This window comes from Paenibacillus barcinonensis, from assembly GCF_003217495.1.
In the GTDB taxonomy this organism is placed as follows: domain Bacteria; phylum Bacillota; class Bacilli; order Paenibacillales; family Paenibacillaceae; genus Paenibacillus; species Paenibacillus barcinonensis.
This window is the reverse complement of the sequence record NZ_QJSW01000025.1, coordinates 24,631-45,065: the sequence shown is the minus strand read 5'-3', so window position 1 is coordinate 45,065 and position 20,435 is coordinate 24,631. Positions and strand designations below refer to the sequence as shown.

Sequence of the window (20,435 nt, the reverse complement as noted above, 5' to 3'; positions counted from 1 at the left end):
CGGTTCCTCTATCTTATCTCCAGCGCGTGAAACACTACTTATATCATACTTCCTCCCCGTTTTTATGCATAGAAGCTGACATGTTAGCTTAAATGACAATGACTGGATAAGAGAGGAGCGTTTTTGAAAAAAATGTGCAGAAATCATGTAGGTATTTGTCGTTTTCAGTAGGTGCAGTTGTAGTATAAGTAACATGCATCAGTCTGTTTCCGAAATTGTGCAAAGTGTTGCAAATGTTCGGTTTTTCTAATTATACATGATATAAAGGGGCGTACCGATGGAGCAAACAATACAAGATGTTGTCGTCTTTTTCAATGATTTTCTCTGGTCCAAGCTGTTAATTATTCTGTTGGTCGTCTGCGGTGTGTATTTCACAACCAAAACGAGATTCATGCAATTTCGCATGATTGGCGATATGATCAAGGTGCTCAAAGAGCCTAAGAATAAGGAACCAGGCAAAATCTCACCATTTCAAGCCTTCTGCATCAGTATGGCCGCACGCGTAGGTACGGGAAACATTACCGGAATTGCATTGGCTATTGCACTGGGTGGGCCAGGTGCGGTGTTCTGGATGTGGATTATCGCCATGATTGGATCGGCCTCCAGCTTTGTGGAGAGCACGCTTGCTCAAATCTACAAAATCAAGGATAACGGCGGTTTTCGCGGGGGACCCGCTTATTACATGGAACGTGGGCTTGGAAAACGATGGATGGGAGTGCTGTTTGCCATTCTGATTACCCTTTCATTCGGTTTAGTCTTTAACGCTGTGCAGTCCAACACAATTACAGTAGCGTTCCAAAACTCGTTTGGCACAGACCGTCTAACCGTAGGCATTATTATGGCTGTAGTTTTTGCGGGCATTATTATGGGCGGAGTCAAACGAATCGCGAAAGCCTCGGAGTATATCGTGGTTGTGCTTGCTGTAGTGTATATAGGCGTTGCTCTCTTTATCGTGCTGGTCAACATTAGTGAGGTTCCAGCTATCCTTGCGCTTATTGTCAAAAATGCCTTCGGCATGGAGCAGATGGCTGGCGGCACACTGGGTGCTGCGCTGATGAACGGAGTCAAACGCGGCCTCTTCTCGAATGAGGCCGGTATGGGTAGTGCACCTAATGCTGCTGCGACAGCCGATACGTCTCATCCGGTCAAGCAAGGGCTGATTCAGGCTTTCGGTGTCCTGACAGATACGCTGGTTATATGCACAAGTACGGCCATGATTATTCTATTATCCGGGGTATACCAAGGCTCTAGTCTGGGTGGGATTGAGCTGACTCAGGCGGCGCTCAGTGTTCATATCGGTTCATGGGCTTCCGGGTTTCTGGCTGTGATGGTCTTCCTGTTCGCCTTCAGCACCTTGATCGGGAATTATTACTACGGTGAAACGAACATTGAATTTATTAAATCGAACAAGGTTTGGTTATGGGTGTATCGGGTTGCCGTTATCAGCATGGTGTTGTTCGGAGCGGTTGCGAAGGTGCAATTGGTATGGGATCTGGCAGATCTGTTCATGGGACTGATGGTTGTGGTAAACCTGATTGCCATTCTGATGCTCTCCAAAGTCACGTTTGAGGCGCTCAAGGATTACAAGCGGCAGAAGTCCGAGGGGCGCGATCCTGTCTTCACTCGTGATCGCATTCATATTCCGGGCGAGATTGAATGCTGGGAGTCGGAAGAAGCCGTTATAGGTGGTTCAAAGCTTGATGCAACAAGGTAAAGTAAGGATGATCTGACCGCTCTCCATGAGTGCGACCCGAGATTTATCCATTATATAACAATAAAACAGGACTTGGAGTACCATTACACATGGTATCCCAAGTCCTGTTTTTAATCAGGCATTATACAACGTTCCAGAGGTAGTTATTTTTGTACAGAATAGCTGATTAATTGTTCGGACAGAGCTTTCATTCGTGTACCGGTATCCGTCAGCTTCTCAATTACATCTGTGAACGATGCGACGAGTGTAGCCTGCTCCTGCGAAGAAGCTGCAATCTGGGATACTTCAACGGACATCTGTTGAATGACCTGCTGCACATCCTTCAGACTTGCATCAATATCGGTCGTTGCTTGTCTTGCATCAACAGAGAGCTTGCGAACTTCGGCTGCAACAACACCAAATCCGGCACCGGCTTCTCCTACACGGGCTGCTTCAATTGCGGCATTCAGGCCAAGCAGGTTGGTTTGTTCAGAGATTTCACGGATAAACCCGGCAACCTTGTTAATCTGGGACGAGTTCTGTACAGCAACTCGTGTGTTCTCCAGAATCTGCTCACTGGTTGCCTGTAGCTCCTCTGCATGAGCGGCAACGTGCTGCACCATATCAACAAGATTAGCGTTGATATGCTGATTCTCTTGTATAATCTCCTCAAGCTGATTCTGATTGGACTGGTCATAGGATGCGCAGAATACAGCAACAACGTTCTGCTGATCATCAAAAATCGGAATGTTCAGCGTATCCAGCTCAAGACCAAACACCTCTTTGGGCAGTGTGGAGAGCGTAGCTTCTCTGCCATTTCTCAAAACGGCAAAGTTCTGATACGATTCAATAAGTTTCATTCCTTTTTCAAAGCCAAGGTCGAATTTGTCTGTTGTCAAAACATCTAATACTTTTTCGTGATCATATACGCAGAGGCTTGCCGGCTCCCGAAGGATTTGACTAATATAAGGCAGGACTTTCAACAATGCATCAACAACGTTTATAGAACTCATGGAATAGAACCATCCTTTCAATATTGAAATGGTGAAATAATTAAATTTAAATGGAATCTCTAATGTTCATCGGACAATAAACGGAGATCATGAATGCCTGATTGCTTTAAATTTGATATATTTTCAAAATCATTTTCATTATATTTTCCAAATGCATCTTTCTATTGGATATAAGTTCTAATTGTAACTTTGTTTGTGCCATTCGCAGGTTCAAGTTTGGTGATTTTAAAGGACATATGTCCATTTTTGCATTCAATGAGATCATGATGGAGGTGTGCGTGAATGAAGGAAGTTCTGGACTTTGAGCTACTGTGCAAGCTTGCCAGACAATTCGGATTGGATCGGGTGCTGGATGAGCACGCACTGACCGAATTGCGTTTGCTGGAGGCAGATCAGGGCGAGACGATATGTGAAAAGGGGGAACGCCCCGAGCGCTTGTACTTTCTCGTTCAAGGCAAGCTCAAAATTTTCACAACGCTGTCGAACGGCAAATCGCTGCTTCTTCGATTCAGCACGCCGCTTGCCCTTGTTGGTGATCTGGAACTCGTTAACGGGAAAAATGCCAACAATACGGTGCAATCTGTGAATCGCAGTCTGCTGCTTGCCATCAGCTATCGCGCTATTCAGAACACGTATGTGGAGAACTCGAAATTCCTCCATTTTATGCTCAGTCAGGTGACACATAAGCTGCACACGTTCTCGAATCTGTCGAGTCTGAACATGCTTTATCCTGTGGAGAGCAGGTTCGCCAGTTATCTGTTGTCGATCACAGAGCAGGATGCAGCCGCCTCCGAAGAGATTCAGACTTCCAAACTAACAGAGCTGGCCGATCTGCTGGGTACGAGCTACAGACATCTCAATCGGGTGATACAGGACTTGTGCGGACGGGATATCATTCGCAAAGTGAGACGAAAGATCGTTATTCAGAACATAGAAGAGCTGCGCGATATAGCGGGCGGCAATATTTACGAATAAATGAAGGATCACACACATAAATGAAGCAACGGACAACTGAAAGAACCGACCGAACACTTGAATGAATCCGATAGGCTGAATACATAAATGCCCCCTTTGCTGTGAAGGGGGCATTTATCATGAAAACTTCTTTTTGGACTGGTGAAGCTACAATCGAATCAAACATTCCCCTGCTGCTCAAATAATTGAGCAATCTCAACGATGACCTGGGTTGCTTTCACCATATTATCGACCGATACATATTCGAATTTTCCATGGTAATTTTCGCCACCAGTGAAGATATTCGGCGTGGGCATACCCATGTAGGAAAGCTGGGACCCATCGGTTCCTCCCCGAATCGGGCGAATAATCGGTTCGATATTCAGACGTGTCATCGCCTCATGAGCAATGTCCACGATCTGGCGAACGGGTTCAATCTTCTCACGCATGTTGTAATACTGATCATGTAGTTCGACGGTCACACTTTTCTCTCCGTACTTGGCTTTTAGCTCAGCTACAATGTCTAACAGGTTGGCCTTACGCGCTTCAAACTTCTCACGGTCAAAATCACGAATAATATACTGCATCTTCGTCAATTCGACTTCACCTTCCATGGCAAGCAAGTGGTAGAAGCCGTCATAGCCGTCTGTGGATTCGGGGGCTTCTTCTATAGGCAGCCGCCCGTTCAGCTCCATCGCGATTTTGAGTGAGTTCACCATCTTGCCTTTGGCTGTTCCGGGATGTACGTTAGTACCACGCACCGTAATTTTGGCTGCGGCGGCATTAAAGCTTTCGTATTCCAGTTCCCCGAGCGGTCCACCGTCCACCGTGTAGGCATATTTGGCGCCAAATGCGGCTACATCAAATTTGTGCGGCCCACGTCCAATCTCTTCATCCGGGGTAAATGCAACCCGAATCTTGCCATGCTTCAGTTCCGGGTGCTCGATCAGGTAAGCCATGGCGGTCATAATCTCGGCAATGCCTGCTTTGTTATCAGCACCCAGCAACGTTGTACCATCAGTGGTCATTAAGGTATGGCCCTTGTACTCCCGCAGCTCAGGAAAGTCTTTAGTGGACAAAATAACATCCAGTTCCCGGTTCAGTACGATATCCTCACCGTTATAGTTTTCGATAACCTGCGGCTTCACATTTTTACCGGTAAAATCGGTGGCGGTGTCGAGATGGGCCAGAAAACCGATGACAGGTACCTCTTGATCTGTATTGGCCGGAAGAGTAGCCATGACATAACCGTTCTCATCCATCGTCACTTCCTGAAGCCCGATGGAGATGCATTCCTCCACAAGCAGACGGCCCAGATCCAGTTGTCCAGGTGTGGACGGGCAGGTGTCACTATTTTCATCGGATTGGGTATCCATCTGTACGTAAGTGCTAGGTCTTTGAATTAATATGTCTTTCAAGAGTAATCGCTCCTCTGGGGGGAATATATCTACAGCATTATTGTAACCATATCATATCATGTTTGCGCCGGATTTCGAGAAATGGCATGCTGCCTACCGAATCAGATGTGCTTATTTTCGTGCATAATTGCCCGGTTAAGAGACGATTGGTGTGAAATTCATGATTTTGTTGTCGAGTTCAGGTCAGGCAAGGCAAGGTTGTGGACGGGAGGGCACAAAAAAGTGCGTACTTTGAATTTTCTCGTCTCAGGTTCATAATAGCTATGAAGAAAGGATGTGTTGATCTGATGCCATTTATTACAGTGAAGGTGCTGGAAGGCAAAACCAAAGAGCAGAAGCGTCAGCTGATCGAACGAATGACCGAGGTTGCTTGTGAGACGCTGGGTGTGGAAGCGAGCAAGGTTTTTATCTTTATAGAGGACCTGGAGAAGGACAACTATGGCAAGAACGGCAAAATGTTCTCTGATCTGGATACAAACTGAGCCAAGGCAAGTAAGCATGGCTAAAGTGGTGCAGAGTGAAAAGGAAAGCAGAAAGTAAGGCAAAGTAAATTGATGTAAGGCAATATAAATTTAAAGTGATGTAGAGCGAAAGAATGTGTACGAGTACGTATGAGTGCGTATGAAGAGGACTAATTGAATAGTGAAATAGTGGATGGATGAGTAAATGAGTGTGTGAATGATGCCAATGATGTCAATGATGCGAGGCGGCGAGCGCTAACGATCTGGAGAGGTCTTATTTAGGCGTTTTCAAGTCTTTCCCGGTTCTAACGATCCACAGAGACGTTATTCAGCTTATTTAACAGCAGTGAAGGGCATTTTTGAGGTTTTTTGATGGAATAAGCTTTCTGGTGATCGTTACAATTCGGACCGCCCTCATCCGGGGCAAATAAGGTTCGTGGAGATCGTTAGGGCAGAAACCGGGCGAAGCCGAGCAAAACGGAGTGAAATCGGCAGAAATTAGGCTGGTGAAATGATCGCGAAGCTGGTAATTCAAAATATGGACAGGAGTTGTAGCCACGATGACAGAGACGTTATTTTCACCATATCAATTCAAAAGTTTGCAATTGCATAACCGTGTCGTGATGGCACCGATGTGTCAGTATTCTGTTACGGCCAAGGATGGCATTCCGAATGACTGGCATCAGGTTCACTATGTGAGCCGTGCAGTGGGTGGAACAGGGCTGATTATCATCGAGATGACCGACGTTGAACCGGATGAACGGATTACAGATCAGGATCTGGGTATATGGTCAGACGATCACATTCCGGCGTTCGCCAAGCTGGTAGATGGAATGCACGCACATGGCTCCAAAGTGGCGATTCAGATCGCTCATGCAGGCCGCAAAGCCCAGGATGCTGTGCAGCCGGTTGCGTCTTCTGTAGTTACGTTTCCGGGAGAAGCTTATAAGGAACCGCGTGCGCTGACAACTGAAGAAGTGGGGGCGATGGTGCAGAAGTTTGCTGCTGGTGTCCGCCGGGCTGTTCAGGCTGGTGTAGATGCGATCGAGCTTCATGGGGCACACGGTTATCTGATCCATCAATTTCATTCTCCGCTGATGAATCATCGCGAGGATGTGTATGGACAGGAGCTGTCGCGCTTTGGTGTGGAAGTCATTCATGCGGTGAAAAAAGAAATGCCCGCGGATATGCCGCTACTCCTGCGTATCTCCGCTGTAGAATATGCGGATGGCGGATATGACATTGATCATACGCTGAAGATCGCTCGCGCCTATCAGGAAGCAGGCGTGGACATGTTCCACATCAGTTCCGGCGGGGAAGGGCCAGCAGGCCAGCGTAAACCCGGAAACTATCCGGGGTATCAGGTGCCGTTTGCCCGGCGTTTCCGCGAGGAGTTACAAGTGCCTGTCATCGCTGTTGGCATGCTGGAGGATGCAGCGCTGGCTCAGGCCGTTATTGGCAATGAGGATGCCGATCTGGTTGCCATCGGCCGTGGCATGCTGCGCGACCCGTACTGGGCAAATCATGCTGCACTTGAGCTGGGCGTTACCAAAGAGAAAGCAGCCATTGCCGAGCAGTATTCCCGCGGATATTAAATTCCAAAGGGAAGTCTTGAGGGAATGGGACGAAAAGAGTAAAAGGTGCACAATAGCAGTTGTCAAGACACGCCCTGGTATGCTGCTTATGTTAAAGAGCGGCGATACATGTATGCACGCAAGGATAGGGACATGTTTGGGTGTCACATCATAGTTTGAATGATGTGACTGATGAATATAATGTTAATGCTGAATGCGCTACGAATGTTATGTGCTGATGTATATGACACGGCGAGCGCTAACGATCTGGAGAAGCCTTATTTAGGCGCATCTCATCCCTGTACATTTCTAACGATCCACAGAGACGTTATTCAGCTTATTTAGCAGTAGTGAAGGGCATTTTTGAGGTTTTTTTGATGGAATAAGCTTTCTGGTGATCGTTACAATTCGGACAGCCTTCATCCGGGGCAAATAAGGTTTGTGGAGATCGTTAGAGCAGCAACGAGGAATATCCACCTTATGTCTTATGCAAGCTGTACATTGCTATATCGAAGTTCAAGCTTTTCGTGTCGCCTCATATACTAGCTTCTGACCGGCTTGTGTGGGCAATTTGCCGGGATTAAAATCTGCGTAGACCTCAATATGGACGAAACCTGTCTTTTCGGGAACGAGACGAAGCTCTTCTAGTCCGTATCACCTTAATGTAAGCTGCTGCAGCTTGGTGCTGGCACTCATTTTACATTGACTCACAACGGCTGGAATGCCGATAAACTGATTGAGCTCGGACAGGCCCATGTCATAATTCGCAAACGGATTGCACAGGGCTGGAAGGGTCTTGTGCAGAAGCTCAAGGAAGTCGTCGGTTAAGGTAGATTAGTGAAGTGCGGCGTAAAGTGGCTCAGCCTCCCTGAATGTATCCCAATGTAACGCCATATGGCATTCGGAGTTTTGGCAGTCCATCCAAGCCCCAGGATTCTCCCGGTTGGATCTGACCGGAAGGAGCTCGGGGCTTTTTGGCGTTATTGGCTGGTAGTATCGCCGCGCGTAGAGCTTATTCGCTTATTTTGCTAAAAATGGGGTGAAATGAATCGCAATGAGCTATTTTCGTGAGCCCCAGAAACGTGTAACATGGATCATAGGAGCAAGTCGACAAAAAGTGACTCTTTCTCGGGTTATTACTCTTTCTTCAGATTTAGTACGGAAGGAATACATAGATGAAAAATAAATGGATCGTGCTGACATTAAGCTTCATATTCGTCGTGCTGCTTCCGCTGGCTTGGGTCGCCAAGACATGGGTGGATCAGCGGGACAATCCGCAGGTGATCAGTGGGCGTATGGATCTGCGTCAATGGGATTTCGGCCAGCGGGGGGCAGCTCCGCTTAACGGAATCTGGAAGTTCTACCCGGATCAGCTGCTTGGACCGAAGGATTTCGAAGCTGACGCAACGGGGAACAGGCCGCTGCCTGCTTCAGTAGATATTCAGGTGCCGTCCAGATGGAATACTGTGATGGGAAAGGCTCATGGATACGGAACATATCATGTACAGCTGCAGCTCCCATCCGGGAAACTGGACAATCGTTACGGGATTCGCACGCAAAATATACGGATGTCCCAACGCATTTTCATTAACGATGACTTGATCGGTGGTAAGGGCATGCCCGGGCGAACAAAGGAAGCGGATACTCAAAAAAACATTCCCTATACAGGGTTTATTTCCGTTCAAGGGCATACGGCTGACATTATCATTCAGGTATCCAATTACAGCTATTCCTCTGGAGGCATTGTAGCGCCTGTTTTGTTTGGAGACGAGAACAGCATCTTTAATGACCAGCAGGAGGGCTTGCTTAAAGATCTGATGACACTGTTCGGCTTTATATTGCCAGCCATTTTTATGCTAATGCTGTTCAGGTTGAGACCTAGTGAGAAAGCGCTTAGTTATCTGGGGATGTTCAGTCTGTCCGGGGCGCTGTTTGCCCTTACTCATGGAGAAAAGCTGTTATGTACGTTCATCCCTCTGTTGTTACATAATGAGATGCTGCGTCTTCAGCTTCTCAGCGGAGTGTTCTCTTATTATTTTTTACTTCTTTATCTGGCTACCTTGGCTCCAGGAGCGGTTCATTCATGGTTTGTACGCCTGGGTAAGTACCTGTTTATTATAAGCTCCCTCATAGCTATCACCCTTCCGCCGGAATTATTTTCTACTTTGGAACTACCGATGCTACTGATCTCTGTTTCTGTTATGGCCTATGGGGTCAGGGTTATGATTTATTGGTCGCGTAAACGAACCAATGACAGTGTCTATGCACTGATTGGTATGATGAGTATTATTATGGTTGTTGTGCTTCATACCATCGGGGTGGTGACATCGGTTGACACCGTATTTCATGCATTGCTTGAGCTGCTTTTGTTTGTATTTATCCAGATGGTCGTTACAGCGATCCGTTTTGCACAATCCCTTCGTGATGTGGAGGCTCTGTCAGAGCGTTTGCTTGTGATTGACAGCCTCAAGGATGAGTTCATGGCGAACACATCTCATGAGCTAAGGACACCGCTTCATGGAATTATCAATATTGCTGATTCTATGCTGGAAGGAGCGGCTGGTGCCCTCACACCAAAGCAGGCTAAAAATTTGTCCGTGATCACGGCAACTGGAAAACGGCTGTCACTGCTGGTGAATGACATTCTGGATTTCTCGAAATTAAAAAACAGCGAAATTGAACTAAAGCGAATGCCTGTTGATCTGGAATCTGTCGCACAAACCGTAGTTGAGATTTCGGGGTTTACTTTTGGTGACAAACCTGTTGTGCTGCACCAGCACTGGCCGGATGCTTTGCCGTTGGTAGAGGCAGACGAGGATCGACTGCGTCAGATTCTCTATAACCTGCTGGGTAATGCATACAAGTTTACCGAGCAAGGAGAGATTAGGCTGTATGCCACCGTAGAAGGTGACAAGGTCAGGGTATCTGTTGCGGATACGGGTGTGGGTATTGCACCAGACAGATTGGAGGATATCTTTCAGGCGTATGAACAGACTAATGGCACGATGGAACGGGCTTATGAAGGAACGGGGCTCGGTCTTAGCATAACCAAGAAGCTGGTTGAACTGAGTGATGGGGAAATCTGGGTCGATTCAGAGCCGGGCGTGGGATCAACATTTCATTTTACGTTACCTAGCGTGAACCTGTCGTTACTACAGGAAGAGTTCGGCCCTGTACCAGCACGTTACGTTCCAACCCAGGTGAAAAAGCTGAATCATGAGATGAGTCAGGATTTGATGATGGGTGTGTTCGATGTGAATCCATCGCAGGAGCAGATGCAGGAGGGAGAACATACAATTCTCATTGTAGATGATGATCCTGTGAATCGGCATGTGCTCCTAAGCCTGCTGTCCACGGAAAGTTACCGTGTGCTTGCGGCGGACAGCGGCTTTAAGGCGCTACAGCTGTTTGAGCATTATCCATGCATTGATCTGGTGATTACGGACTGGATGATGCCCAAAATGTCCGGGCTGGAGCTCTGCCGCATGCTGCGCGAGCACCGTTCATTATCCGAGCTACCTATTCTGATGCTCACTGCACGCGGATTACCTGAAGATATCCGGCATGGTTTTCAGGCGGGAGCCAACGACTTTTTGAGCAAGCCGGTGGATGCTGGGGAACTGAGGGCACGGGTTCGTACATTAATCCAAATGCGTAGCTCGGTGCAGGATGTGATTCGAACAGAGATGGCTTTTCTTCAGGCACAGATCAAACCTCATTTTCTCTACAATGCACTGAATGTTATTATTGCCACCTGTGCCGTCAACCCGGATAAGGCAACAGATTTGCTGATTGAATTGAGCAACTATCTGCGGGGAAGCTTTGATTTTCAGAACAGAGAGCAACTTGTTCCACTCTACAAGGAGCTGGAGCTGGTTCAATCGTATGTACATCTGGAGCAGGCAAGGTTTGAGGACAGGCTCATCGTCAAATATGATGTGCAGCCGGATATTCGCTTGTTTCTTCCTCCACTCACCATTCAACCGCTTATGGAGAATGCGATTCGCCATGGCGTTATGGAGAGGGCGGCGGGGGGGACGGTAATGCTTCACATTTACGAGGAGTCAGATCACGTCATTATTCGGGTACAGGATGACGGTGTGGGCATTCCTCCAGAACGCATGGCTCAGGTCAGGTCAGGCCGAATCGAAGGTCCGGGAGGTGTAGGGCTGTACAATATTAATCGTCGTCTCATGTCGCTCTATGGTACCGCATTGGAAATTCAGAGTCATGTAGGGAGCGGAACACAAATACAGTTCTGTTTACCACTGAAGCAGGTTCATCATTTTTCGTGACATCGAAGATCGGACTCTCGGTAATTATGATTAACATACGAATAAGCGGATACCGATATAGTCGGTATTCATATTGTAATGAATCGCTCATAGCAGGAGGTTAGAGGAACGGTGAGAGCCATTGTGGTAGATGATGAGAAGCCGGCGCAGCTTCACCTGCAGCGACTGCTTCAGTCGGATGGAAGAATTGATCCTATACAATGCTTTTCAACAGCCCGTGACGCTTTAGAGTTTCTGACCAATCATCGTGTGGATGTGGTGTTTCTGGATATTGGCATGCCAGAGATGAATGGGCTGGAAGCAGCAGAATACATCGAGCAACTGGATCAGAGCATTCGGGTTATATTTGTAACTGCTTATGCGCATCATGCCGTGGAGGCATTTGAACTGCAAGCTCTGGATTACATATTAAAGCCGGTTAGTCCAGGCAGATTAAGCAAAACGATAGACCGCATTGAAGGTATGATGTCTTATAACACTCAAGCTGCCGCCACGGCAGAAGTACAGGAATCGGAGCCTGTAGCGGAGGAGCCGGAGCTGGAGGCACCAGGACTGCTGGTCTTCAAGCATCTGGACATCTTCAGAAGCCTTGAGCAAAGTGCCAAGAAACATAAGTGGCGTACAACCAAATCACAAGAGCTGTTCGCTTTTCTGTTTCATCATCGCGGGGAGTGGGTAAGCAAGGAGATTCTGCTTGATAAGCTCTGGGCGGATTTATCTCAGGACAAAGGGCTCACACTTCTGCATACATCTGTATACCAGATCCGCAAATTATTGAAGGAATGGGGGATGACGGGCAAGCTGGAGTACAACATGAACCGTTATCGTCTGTTGACTGGTAATTTGGTGAGTGATGTTGAACAGTTTGAACAGGCGATGTCTTATGCTGCCGTCACTTCGGTTAATGTGCAGGAGCTAAGACAGGTCGCTCTGCTCTACCGTGGAGATTATCTGGAGGAACATGATTATGATTGGGCCAAAGCCAAAAGCAGGGAGCTCCGGAGCAAGTACACGGGACTTGTCATAGATATTGCCAGATGGGACATGGCTAATGGACGAGGAAAGCAGGGGATTGAGCTGCTGCAGGCGTTGCAGGAACGTGAGCCTTATTCAGAAGAAATATGTCGATTGATGATGGAGATTTACGCCTCGTTGGATGACCAGCAGGGCATAAAGAAGGTCTACCACTCATTGAAGCTGCTTCTGAAGGAGGACCTGGGTCATCAGCCAGAGCTTGAAACAAGTAAATTATATCAAAGTCTGACGAATCAATAGATGTTCAGGCAAGAGGGGTGCGGCACGTGAAGTTATTCATACACCGTAAAGACCTGCGTACAGATGATCTGAGCGCATTTGATTATTTGCGAGCACAGGAGGAAGAGAGCCTGCATGTGTTGATCTATGATCCATTTCTGCTACGGCAGGGCCGGGAGAAGGAACACAGTGGTATGAATTTCCTGCGTCATGCAGCAGCATTGGACAGAATGTATCAAGAAAAAGGGCAACGGTTACATACGGCTTATGGCAAGCCGGCCGAGGTGCTTGAGTGGGTGCTGCGCCATTTGAAGGGCAGAATCAGCGAGGTAGTGGTTCATCGAGATATGACGCCGTATGCGATAGACAGAGACAGGGAGCTACGTAAAGTATGCGAATCCTCTCAGATTCCTTTTACGCAACTGACGGATCATCTGTTAATGGATTTGAAAGCTTTTGCTGAATATACAGGCAAGCCCGAGCCTTATAAAGTATTTGCTGCGTTTCACAGGCGTTGGCTGGAATTTATGCATGCATATCCGAATCCGCCGTCATCCGTAACCATTCAGGATGTAAACGTCAGTGACTACCTGCTGGAATGGCCGGATGGAATGAAGGTGCCCTCTAATTTGCTGCAGGCAGTTTCCGGGAAACAGGAAGAGCAAGAGGAAGACCCGCATATGCTGCTGGATCGTTTCATATCCCAGCGAGTGACAGATTACGCGGAACATCGGGATGAATTCGAGGCATATGAGCCGAGTCATCTTAGCTCGTATGTTGCGGTGGGAGCCGTGTCTATCCGCAAGATGTTTGACGCCGCGCAGCGTGCAGGCGAAGCCGAAGAGTGGATCAGGCAGCTGTGCTTCCGCGATTATTACTTGTACAGAGCGGTCTATGAGGAGCATTATTTTACGTATGAAAAAAAATATGATCTCTCCGCTCTTCACGATACTCATTTTGAGCGCTGGTGCAAAGCGGAGACGGGCATCCCGATTATTGATGCGGCTATGACAGAACTGAATGAAACCGGGCGTATGCCTAATCGGCTTCGTATTCTAACTGCAATGTTTCTAACCAAAAATCTTCAATGTCCCTTTACGCTTGGTGAAGCGTATTTCAGACGCAAGCTGAAGGATTATGATAACATCCAGAATCGGGGGAACTGGCTGTGGTGTGCCTCGCTGGGCGAGAATGCTGCGCCCTATTTCCGTGTGAACAATCCCGTTACACAGTCCGAGAAGTATGATGCTCAAGGAGATTACATTCGCAAGTGGCTGCCTGAATTAAAGCATGTGCACAGCAAAGATATTCATCAGCCGAGGAAAGATGCGATCGTCGACCTGAAGACCTCCAGACAAGCGGCAATTGATGTTTACAAACAAATTCTGACGAGTCGGTAGAAGATATTGTTCTATGAGCATAGATGAATCCTGCAATGCTTTCGTTTCCCCCGTTGCTTTTGGCGGGGGATTTTTGCATTGAATGTATTCTCAAACGGGTCCTGAGCCGGAGTTGACCCTGCTGGTGCCGATGAACGAAAAAAAATCGAACGGATTGCAGAAGATGACTTCATTACTGTCAGGCCGCGTTACTGCGGTCTTTTGAGCATGTACAGAAATGCAAATATTGTGAAATTCACTTGAAAATTAAAAAAATATTAATAAATTGGACTACACATGTTAAGCAATATGCCTTTTAATAGATAGAGAGCTAAATGGACTAAGTCATATTTAACATATTGACGAATACATGAAGGAGAACCTCTGAACATGAATCAAACACTGAAAAGAGAACGAATCCCGGAATTGAATCTCGTGCGGGCGATAGCCATTATCGGTGTACTATTTGTGCATTCTACCTCCAATGCTACGCTGGAAATGACAGATTCCAGGTACTACTGGCTGTACAACTTTATTAACATTTTTATGAAATATGGTACGCCAACTTTTATTTTTCTAAGCAGCTTTGTGCTGTTTTATAATTATTACACCCGTCCGCTGGACAAAAAGCTCGTCAGCAATTTTTACAAGAAGCGCTTTGTTTATATTTTACTGCCGTATTTTCTCTTCTCTATTCTTTATTTTGTTGTACTACATAACATGTACTATCAGGGGCGACCCTTTGATGAATCGCTAATTACTTTTATTGAGAAACTGTTTACAGGAAAAGCGTACACGCATCTGTATTTTGTGTTTATTAATATGCAATTTTATCTCATTTTCCCGCTAGTGCTGTGGCTGCTGAAGAAATATCCTTCGGTTGTAAAATGGTCTGTCCCAATCGGGCTTTTCATTCAATGGGCCTTTATTGTAAGCAACAAGTACGGGTTTCAAGTTCCTAACAAGGGCAGCTGGGCCCTCTCTTATTTCTCTTATTTTATGTTAGGAGCATATATGGGGGCATATTTCCCACAGATCAAGCAGTGGTTTGTTATTAGTAAGGCTAATGCCACCAAGGGTCGAGTTGCTTCATGGATTGTGCTATGGACTGTATGGATTACGGCAGGGCTGGCGCACGTTTATATTTATTATCTACTTCGGCTGAAGATCGCGACATATAACACGTTGTGGTATGAGCTCTTCTGGAATGTTCATACGTTTGCTTGTGCTCTGGTCATTATCCAGATTGCCTATTGGCTCTATCATCATGGTCCTGCGCTTATTGTCAAACCGTTGAACCGTCTGGGTACACTGTCCTTCGGCATTTATCTGATTCATCCGTTTTTTCTGTTATTTTATCGTGAGCATCCCCCACAAACCGGGGTGTCCTCCATCATTCACCTATGGTATGCCAGCGGATTCGGTATTGCCCTGATCGCCTCATGGATTGTGGTGGGGCTTGCGGCTAGGTTCCTGCCTTATGCCTGGATTCTTTTTGGCAATCTGCCCAAGCCGAAGCCGCGTTTTGTGCCTCAGCAGAAGTCGGGACAAGTGGATATGCATTAAGTGTTAGAAATTGTGTGTGAAGATCAGCCGTTTTCGGTCAGCCTGCAGGCGACCGGGAACGGCTTTTCATATATTCTCTGCTGGTGAGATGGCTGGATATTCATGTCATTCCGGTGGGAACGAATGTTTCTTTGGCATAATCCAGGGGTAATCATAAGGTGGAGCATTAATATATGGTAAACCTAAAAGACAGGATCAAGGTGATCAACATGACAAGATGCGAACAATGCGGGAAACCGATGCAGGATATATTGGAATATGTAGAGCACATTCTTCATGAATGCAGAGAGCAGACACCCGAATACAGCTCGAAGGAATACAAAGCCTATAGCTATGAGGGTGTTCGCGAGCAGATGTGATACAATAGAAAGAAACCGGATACATTCGGAACCGAGGTGACAACATGGAGACGGGACCAGCCCCTTTCCGCGAAGGAATGGCAGCAGGAGAAACGCAGCAAACCAAGACATGTATGTATTGCGGAGAGTCACGGCCTGCGTCTGACTTTCGGCGCAGGACCGGGAAAAGGGCGGGTCCCGGAGCCAGACGCGGGGCCTGTCGTCGTTGTCGTCAGCACGGAGTACGGGAGCGGCATACTGAAGAGGGTCAAGCGGGACAGGCCATGGCTGCCGCCAAGCTTGAGCACCGCGAGGGACAAGTGATGGAGCCACGGCAGCTTGCCGAAGGGAACGAACGGGGAGAGCGGACGGAAAGCGAGCAGGAGTCCTCCTCATTGTCCAGATTAGTAGCTTCGGACGTCAAGACCACGCTTGCTGAGCAGACGTTGCAGCTGTTAAAGGATGAAGTGGGAGCAACGTCCTCTACCGGCAGTCAGCGCAAGAAAAGACGGAGACGGCGGAAACGGAAGCCTGCTGAGGCTGTGAATATTCATGCTTCTGCTGATGCTCCTGCGCCGGAGCCAGATCGTGTTCGTAGCAATCGCAGCAGTACCCGTGGCGGAACCGGCACGGGTAAGGGCGCTGCACGTCCTGCTGTTGCAGCGAAGACATCGCCACCAGCTGCATCAGGGCGCGAGTCCACCCCTCATTCCAGCCGAAATCATGCGGCTGGAATGGATGGCAGGCCGCGGCGTCATCATGCGCCTCCAGCAGCGATTGACCCGGAGGATCCGGCTTCGCTTCGTACCAATCGGCAGGGCATGGTGCGCATGCGCGGCAAAACGGACAAGGGCCGCCGCTGGCATCAGGAAGTGGATATGGAGCTGGCAGTCACGCTGGTGAAGGAAAAGGCCGCTGTTGTTGTCAATCGGTATACCATTCGCCGTCTGTTCAGCAACAAGGATTTCAAGCGTTTTATTCTGAATCGGGACAATTATACCTGTTATTTCTGCGGCTCCTATGGTGACACCATTGACCATCTCCTTCCGCGGGCGAAGGGTGGACATACGACACCGCTTAATTGTGTCTGTGCCTGCAACCTGTGCAATCAGTCCAAAGCGGCAATGGATGCGGACGAGTTCATGCGTTCGGGAATTCCTGAGTGGAATGCTGCGCATCAGGCGGAGCTGCTGGAGCTTGAAATGCAGGAAAGTGAGTTGGAGGATACGCAATAGGAAGCAGATAAAGTGCTGCTGAGAAACAGCCATCTTAGCGGCGTTTACAAGCAAAGCACACCGAGAGTCTATGCTCTTGGTGTGCTTTTTGGTGTTGCCCAATCCATCGTTTATTGGTATGAACATGTCTTTGGGTTAACGGATATACAATATTTCTTCAAATTGACAACGGTACGGCAGCCCAATGTACGTTATACTTGGAGGGCAGCAAATATAGATTTTACACATGGAATACTTGAAACAGATCAAACAGATGGAACAGATCGATATAGATTGGATGGATGCGGATGACAACGGCAGCACTTGATGTGATGTCATATATTACAGAAGAGAATATTCGGTTCTGGCTGGAGAAATTCCGTTCTCTCGGTCCATTGCCGGGCATTTTGCTTACGTTTATGAAGTCTTTTGTTCCGCCGCTTCCGACACTGCTTATTGTGGGTGTTAATGGTGCCGTATACGGCTTATGGGCAGGCTTTTTATACTCCTGGATCGGTATGGTTCTCGGATGTACCGTGACTTTTCTGCTTGTGCGGGAGATCGGCAAATCGGCCTTTGTGGAAAAATGGGCCCGCAAACCGCGCGTGCAGCGCAGTATGGTATGGATTCGCAGGAATGCATTCAGTTATGTTTTTCTGCTGAGCATATTCCCCGTAGGGCCGTTTGTCATTATTAATATCGCAGCAGGTATTGCCCGAATGCGTTTGTTATCTTTCCTGCTCGCGGTGGGTCTTGGCAAAGCCATCATGATCTTCTCTGTCACCTATATCGGCTCTAACGTAGAGCAGTTCCTTGAACACCCGGTACGCTGGATCGGCGTAATTCTGTTCATTGCTGTTTCCCTATGGGCAAGTCGCAAGCTGGAGCGTCATTTCACCCGCTTTAGCCCCGATCAGGAAGAGATGCAATCAATACATCAGAGTTCTGGCAATTCAATTTCCTCATAGCTTGATCTGGAAGGTAGCAATCGCGCTATGCGTTTCTATCGCGTTCGATTAACGGGAGAGGGCTGAAATTCCAGATCTCCAGATCAGCTGTTTTTCTGTATTTTACTGAGCATCAAGACTTATACCACAGCTTGGTTAAGGGTCCGGCTATACCATACACCGGGTCTGTGTCCGGTATAGGGACCTCCTGAATCTCCTGTAGCACTTTCGGGCGCTCCCTCTGTTCCCCCGTTCGAGTGTTGTAGCTCATCCCACCCGGATAAGCACCTGCGATTCGAAAATCGGAGCTGGCCTCCAGACGTTTATGGCCGGTTCCCGCAGGAAGTACAACGACATCCCCGCTCTTCAGATATACCTTCTGTCCCTTTTCCCCGCCAAGAGTTAACTTGACAAACCCGCTAATTACGGCAAGCGCCTCGTGGGCGTTGCTATGATAATGATGGTAGTCAAACACACCGTTAACCCAGCTATTTCCCCACCCATTTTGGTTCAGACGTGCTTCGGCCAAGGCCGATTCAGCCAGCCAGACACCTCTGTACAATAGCACGGGAAGGCGCGGGTGATTTGGGATGACGCCATCGTCTTGAAAATAAAGTTTTTGAATGCCGCTGTACTTTGGATTATCCTGATCCATTTCACTCATTCTCCAATGGCCTCCTTCTGTATAAAAAGCAGTTTGATGTTATAAAAATAAAATCGCTGTAAAATGATACAAAATGTATCATTTTAAGGTTATACTTATTATATAGACTTTCTTCCTTGTACTCGCAGCATTTTTTGGATAGGGGGAACATGAGTGAACATTGTAGTTACAGGAGCTTCTGGGTTCGTTGGATTTAATCTGTCACACTATTTGATGCAAAAGGGGCATCAGGTCACCTTGCTGGATCAGGATGACTACTGTCAGAGATTTGTTCACCGTTCTTCATTGCATGAACTTCCTTATATCAAGTGCAACCTTGCAGAGGATCGCCTTGATCTGCCACCTGGCACGGATTATATCATTCATCTTGCTGCCATGCCTCACGTCGATTATTCGTATCATCAGCCCTCAGAGGTATTCCGTAACAATACCCTCAGCACGCAGGCTATCCTGCAATATGCTGCGGACCATCAGATCCCTCTGCTTCTAGCCTCATCCGTTGAAGTATATGGTGGTGAATGGGGTAGAGTGTACCATGAATCGGACCCTTATTGCCCCGTGTCTCCTTACTCTGCTTCCAAAGTAGCCTGTGAGACGCTGGCCAGGTCCTATGCTCAATGTTATCAGCTTCCAGTCAACATATTCCGCCTCACCAATCTATATGGGCCATGGCAGCTGCCTGACCGCATTATTCCCCGAAATTTCGGACGTATGCTGGATGGACTGCCGCTGGATATTCAGGGATCAGCCGTACGCGATTTTCTGTATATTGACGATGCACTGCGTGCAATTGAACAGATTATGCTCAGTGGTCAATATGCACAGACGTACAATATCTCTACCGGTATCGGGACAACGATGCAGGAGATTGGTATGCTGCTGGAGCCGCTGGCTCGTTCCGCTGAAGCGATGGAAATTCGGCAGCAGGAGCCAACGCAATCCAGAGGATCCAGTTTGGTGGTTCACTCCGGCAAGCTGCGCACAGCATTTGGCTGGTACCCGCAGACTACATTGGAACAGGGGCTGGAGAGAACATTCCAGTGGTATCAGGAGCATGCCGATTGGGTCAGGCTGTTCAGCCGGGAGTATCACACGAACCGCGAAAGCAGAAGTTTTATCATTGATATGGCCCGATATGCTGTGCCAGCGGTATAGTACAAAAAAAGCCAGGGAAGGGTGGCTCGATCAACACCTTCCTTGGCTTTTTTGCGCCTCCGTCACGATGCATGACAGTTCGAACGGGTACGAACGACAGAGTTGGGACGGTCAGGCAAGTTTAAACACGCTACAGTCATCGTTATCGCCATAGGCGTGCAGATGTACCGATTGTGTATACCTTGTACATTATTCGTGATGTTTTTTCATATCGGCCACTTTATCTTGAACGGCCCCTTTGGCCTTATCCATCTTACCCTCAGCCTGAAGGGACTTGTTGTTTGTTGCATTACCGATCTGATCCTTCACTTCGCCTTTGGCCTTGTTAATGCCTGCTTTGATTTTATCGCTAGTTGAATTACTCATATCGAACATCTCCTTCGTTGTCTGGTGTAGTGCTTATTAACCGGGCTGCCGATCATTTAAACGCCAAGATTGCAAAAGGCATTGCCTGAGACTTTGGAAAGATCATTTAAAATTCATTTCGTCGAATCTGTCAGAATTCATCTC

The 20,435-nt window shown here is 47.6% G+C and carries 19 protein-coding genes; 15 read left to right on the top strand and 4 right to left on the bottom strand.

Annotated features, from left to right (window positions below; translation table 11 throughout):
- Positions 1-277: 277 nt before the first annotated feature.
- On the top strand, positions 278-1,714 hold the full coding sequence (locus DFQ00_RS24580; protein WP_110899105.1) for an alanine/glycine:cation symporter family protein: 1,437 nt from the start codon (positions 278-280) through the stop codon (positions 1,712-1,714).
- 143 nt (positions 1,715-1,857) lie between these two features.
- Here DFQ00_RS24580 and DFQ00_RS24575 read toward each other — a convergent pair whose 3' ends face one another.
- Complete coding sequence (locus tag DFQ00_RS24575) at positions 1,858-2,697, bottom strand: methyl-accepting chemotaxis protein (RefSeq protein WP_110899131.1); 840 nt, start codon at positions 2,695-2,697, stop codon at positions 1,858-1,860.
- Between the two features lie 291 nt (positions 2,698-2,988).
- Between DFQ00_RS24575 and DFQ00_RS24570 the strand changes: the two genes are divergently transcribed.
- Positions 2,989-3,681 (top strand): Crp/Fnr family transcriptional regulator, encoded by a 693-nt coding sequence (locus DFQ00_RS24570; protein ID WP_110899104.1) that lies wholly within the window; start codon positions 2,989-2,991, stop codon positions 3,679-3,681.
- Positions 3,682-3,839: 158 nt separating this feature from the next.
- Here the strand turns inward: DFQ00_RS24570 and pepT are convergent, their stop codons facing one another.
- A complete protein-coding gene (gene pepT, locus DFQ00_RS24565; protein WP_110899103.1) occupies positions 3,840-5,078 on the bottom strand; it encodes a peptidase T in 1,239 nt (412 codons plus the stop codon).
- Between the two features lie 287 nt (positions 5,079-5,365).
- On the opposite strand from pepT, the gene DFQ00_RS24560 reads away from it, so the two are divergent.
- From DFQ00_RS24560 to DFQ00_RS24515, 12 genes are all read left to right on the top strand, one after another.
- The gene (locus DFQ00_RS24560; protein WP_110899102.1) at positions 5,366-5,560 is read left to right on the top strand and encodes a 2-hydroxymuconate tautomerase; all 195 of its coding nucleotides are present in this window, start codon (positions 5,366-5,368) and stop codon (positions 5,558-5,560) included.
- A 539-nt stretch (positions 5,561-6,099) separates the two neighbouring features.
- Complete coding sequence (locus tag DFQ00_RS24555; protein WP_110899101.1) at positions 6,100-7,134, top strand: NADH:flavin oxidoreductase/NADH oxidase; 1,035 nt, start codon at positions 6,100-6,102, stop codon at positions 7,132-7,134.
- A gap of 681 nt (positions 7,135-7,815) precedes the next feature.
- The gene (locus DFQ00_RS30220; RefSeq protein ID WP_279630434.1) at positions 7,816-7,941 is read left to right on the top strand and encodes a hypothetical protein; all 126 of its coding nucleotides are present in this window, start codon (positions 7,816-7,818) and stop codon (positions 7,939-7,941) included.
- A 347-nt stretch (positions 7,942-8,288) separates the two neighbouring features.
- Positions 8,289-11,408 (top strand): ATP-binding protein, encoded by a 3,120-nt coding sequence (locus DFQ00_RS24550; RefSeq protein WP_110899100.1) that lies wholly within the window; start codon positions 8,289-8,291, stop codon positions 11,406-11,408.
- A 111-nt stretch (positions 11,409-11,519) separates the two neighbouring features.
- Positions 11,520-12,683: a response regulator gene (locus DFQ00_RS24545; RefSeq protein ID WP_110899099.1), complete on the top strand. Its 1,164-nt coding sequence runs from the start codon at positions 11,520-11,522 to the stop codon at positions 12,681-12,683.
- Positions 12,684-12,709: 26 nt separating this feature from the next.
- Complete coding sequence (locus tag DFQ00_RS24540; protein ID WP_110899098.1) at positions 12,710-14,062, top strand: cryptochrome/photolyase family protein; 1,353 nt, start codon at positions 12,710-12,712, stop codon at positions 14,060-14,062.
- 82 nt (positions 14,063-14,144) lie between these two features.
- Positions 14,145-14,267, top strand: a complete 123-nt coding sequence (locus DFQ00_RS30215) for a hypothetical protein (RefSeq protein WP_279630433.1) — start codon at positions 14,145-14,147, stop codon at positions 14,265-14,267.
- 164 nt (positions 14,268-14,431) lie between these two features.
- Positions 14,432-15,607: an acyltransferase gene (locus tag DFQ00_RS24535; RefSeq protein WP_110899097.1), complete on the top strand. Its 1,176-nt coding sequence runs from the start codon at positions 14,432-14,434 to the stop codon at positions 15,605-15,607.
- 173 nt (positions 15,608-15,780) lie between these two features.
- Complete coding sequence (locus tag DFQ00_RS24530; protein ID WP_110899096.1) at positions 15,781-15,966, top strand: hypothetical protein; 186 nt, start codon at positions 15,781-15,783, stop codon at positions 15,964-15,966.
- 36 nt (positions 15,967-16,002) lie between these two features.
- A complete protein-coding gene (locus DFQ00_RS29670) occupies positions 16,003-16,269 on the top strand; it encodes a hypothetical protein (RefSeq protein ID WP_174812186.1) in 267 nt (88 codons plus the stop codon).
- A complete protein-coding gene (locus DFQ00_RS30015; RefSeq protein ID WP_244213994.1) occupies positions 16,230-17,180 on the top strand; it encodes an HNH endonuclease in 951 nt (316 codons plus the stop codon). The genes DFQ00_RS29670 and DFQ00_RS30015 overlap by 40 nt, the downstream gene beginning before the upstream one ends.
- 287 nt (positions 17,181-17,467) lie before the next feature.
- Positions 17,468-18,127: a TVP38/TMEM64 family protein gene (locus DFQ00_RS24515; RefSeq protein WP_110899094.1), complete on the top strand. Its 660-nt coding sequence runs from the start codon at positions 17,468-17,470 to the stop codon at positions 18,125-18,127.
- A gap of 112 nt (positions 18,128-18,239) precedes the next feature.
- On the opposite strand, the gene DFQ00_RS24510 is transcribed toward DFQ00_RS24515, so the two are convergent.
- The gene (locus DFQ00_RS24510) at positions 18,240-18,770 is read right to left on the bottom strand and encodes a cupin domain-containing protein (RefSeq protein ID WP_244213992.1); all 531 of its coding nucleotides are present in this window, start codon (positions 18,768-18,770) and stop codon (positions 18,240-18,242) included.
- A 153-nt stretch (positions 18,771-18,923) separates the two neighbouring features.
- Here DFQ00_RS24510 and DFQ00_RS24505 point away from each other — a divergent pair, with 153 nt between their 5' ends.
- Positions 18,924-19,925, top strand: coding sequence for an NAD-dependent epimerase/dehydratase family protein (locus DFQ00_RS24505; protein ID WP_110899093.1), 1,002 nt, complete (start codon positions 18,924-18,926; stop codon positions 19,923-19,925).
- Between the two features lie 189 nt (positions 19,926-20,114).
- Here DFQ00_RS24505 and DFQ00_RS24500 read toward each other — a convergent pair whose 3' ends face one another.
- Complete coding sequence (locus tag DFQ00_RS24500) at positions 20,115-20,291, bottom strand: CsbD family protein (RefSeq protein WP_110899092.1); 177 nt, start codon at positions 20,289-20,291, stop codon at positions 20,115-20,117.
- Positions 20,292-20,435 lie beyond the last annotated feature (144 nt).

Coding starts and splice junctions, on each gene's coding strand:
- DFQ00_RS24580 (WP_110899105.1), top strand. CDS start 278: ATGGAGCAAACAATACAAGATGTTGTCGTCTTTTTCAATGATTTTCTC.
- DFQ00_RS30015 (WP_244213994.1), top strand. CDS start 16,230: ATGGCTGCCGCCAAGCTTGAGCACCGCGAGGGACAAGTGATGGAGCCA.
- DFQ00_RS24555 (WP_110899101.1), top strand. CDS start 6,100: ATGACAGAGACGTTATTTTCACCATATCAATTCAAAAGTTTGCAATTG.
- DFQ00_RS24560 (WP_110899102.1), top strand. CDS start 5,366: ATGCCATTTATTACAGTGAAGGTGCTGGAAGGCAAAACCAAAGAGCAG.
- DFQ00_RS24550 (WP_110899100.1), top strand. CDS start 8,289: ATGAAAAATAAATGGATCGTGCTGACATTAAGCTTCATATTCGTCGTG.
- DFQ00_RS24515 (WP_110899094.1), top strand. CDS start 17,468: ATGACAACGGCAGCACTTGATGTGATGTCATATATTACAGAAGAGAAT.
- DFQ00_RS24535 (WP_110899097.1), top strand. CDS start 14,432: ATGAATCAAACACTGAAAAGAGAACGAATCCCGGAATTGAATCTCGTG.
- DFQ00_RS24500 (WP_110899092.1), bottom strand. CDS start 20,291: ATGAGTAATTCAACTAGCGATAAAATCAAAGCAGGCATTAACAAGGCC.
- DFQ00_RS24510 (WP_244213992.1), bottom strand. CDS start 18,770: ATGAGTGAAATGGATCAGGATAATCCAAAGTACAGCGGCATTCAAAAA.
- DFQ00_RS24530 (WP_110899096.1), top strand. CDS start 15,781: ATGGTAAACCTAAAAGACAGGATCAAGGTGATCAACATGACAAGATGC.
- DFQ00_RS24570 (WP_110899104.1), top strand. CDS start 2,989: ATGAAGGAAGTTCTGGACTTTGAGCTACTGTGCAAGCTTGCCAGACAA.
- DFQ00_RS30215 (WP_279630433.1), top strand. CDS start 14,145: ATGTATTCTCAAACGGGTCCTGAGCCGGAGTTGACCCTGCTGGTGCCG.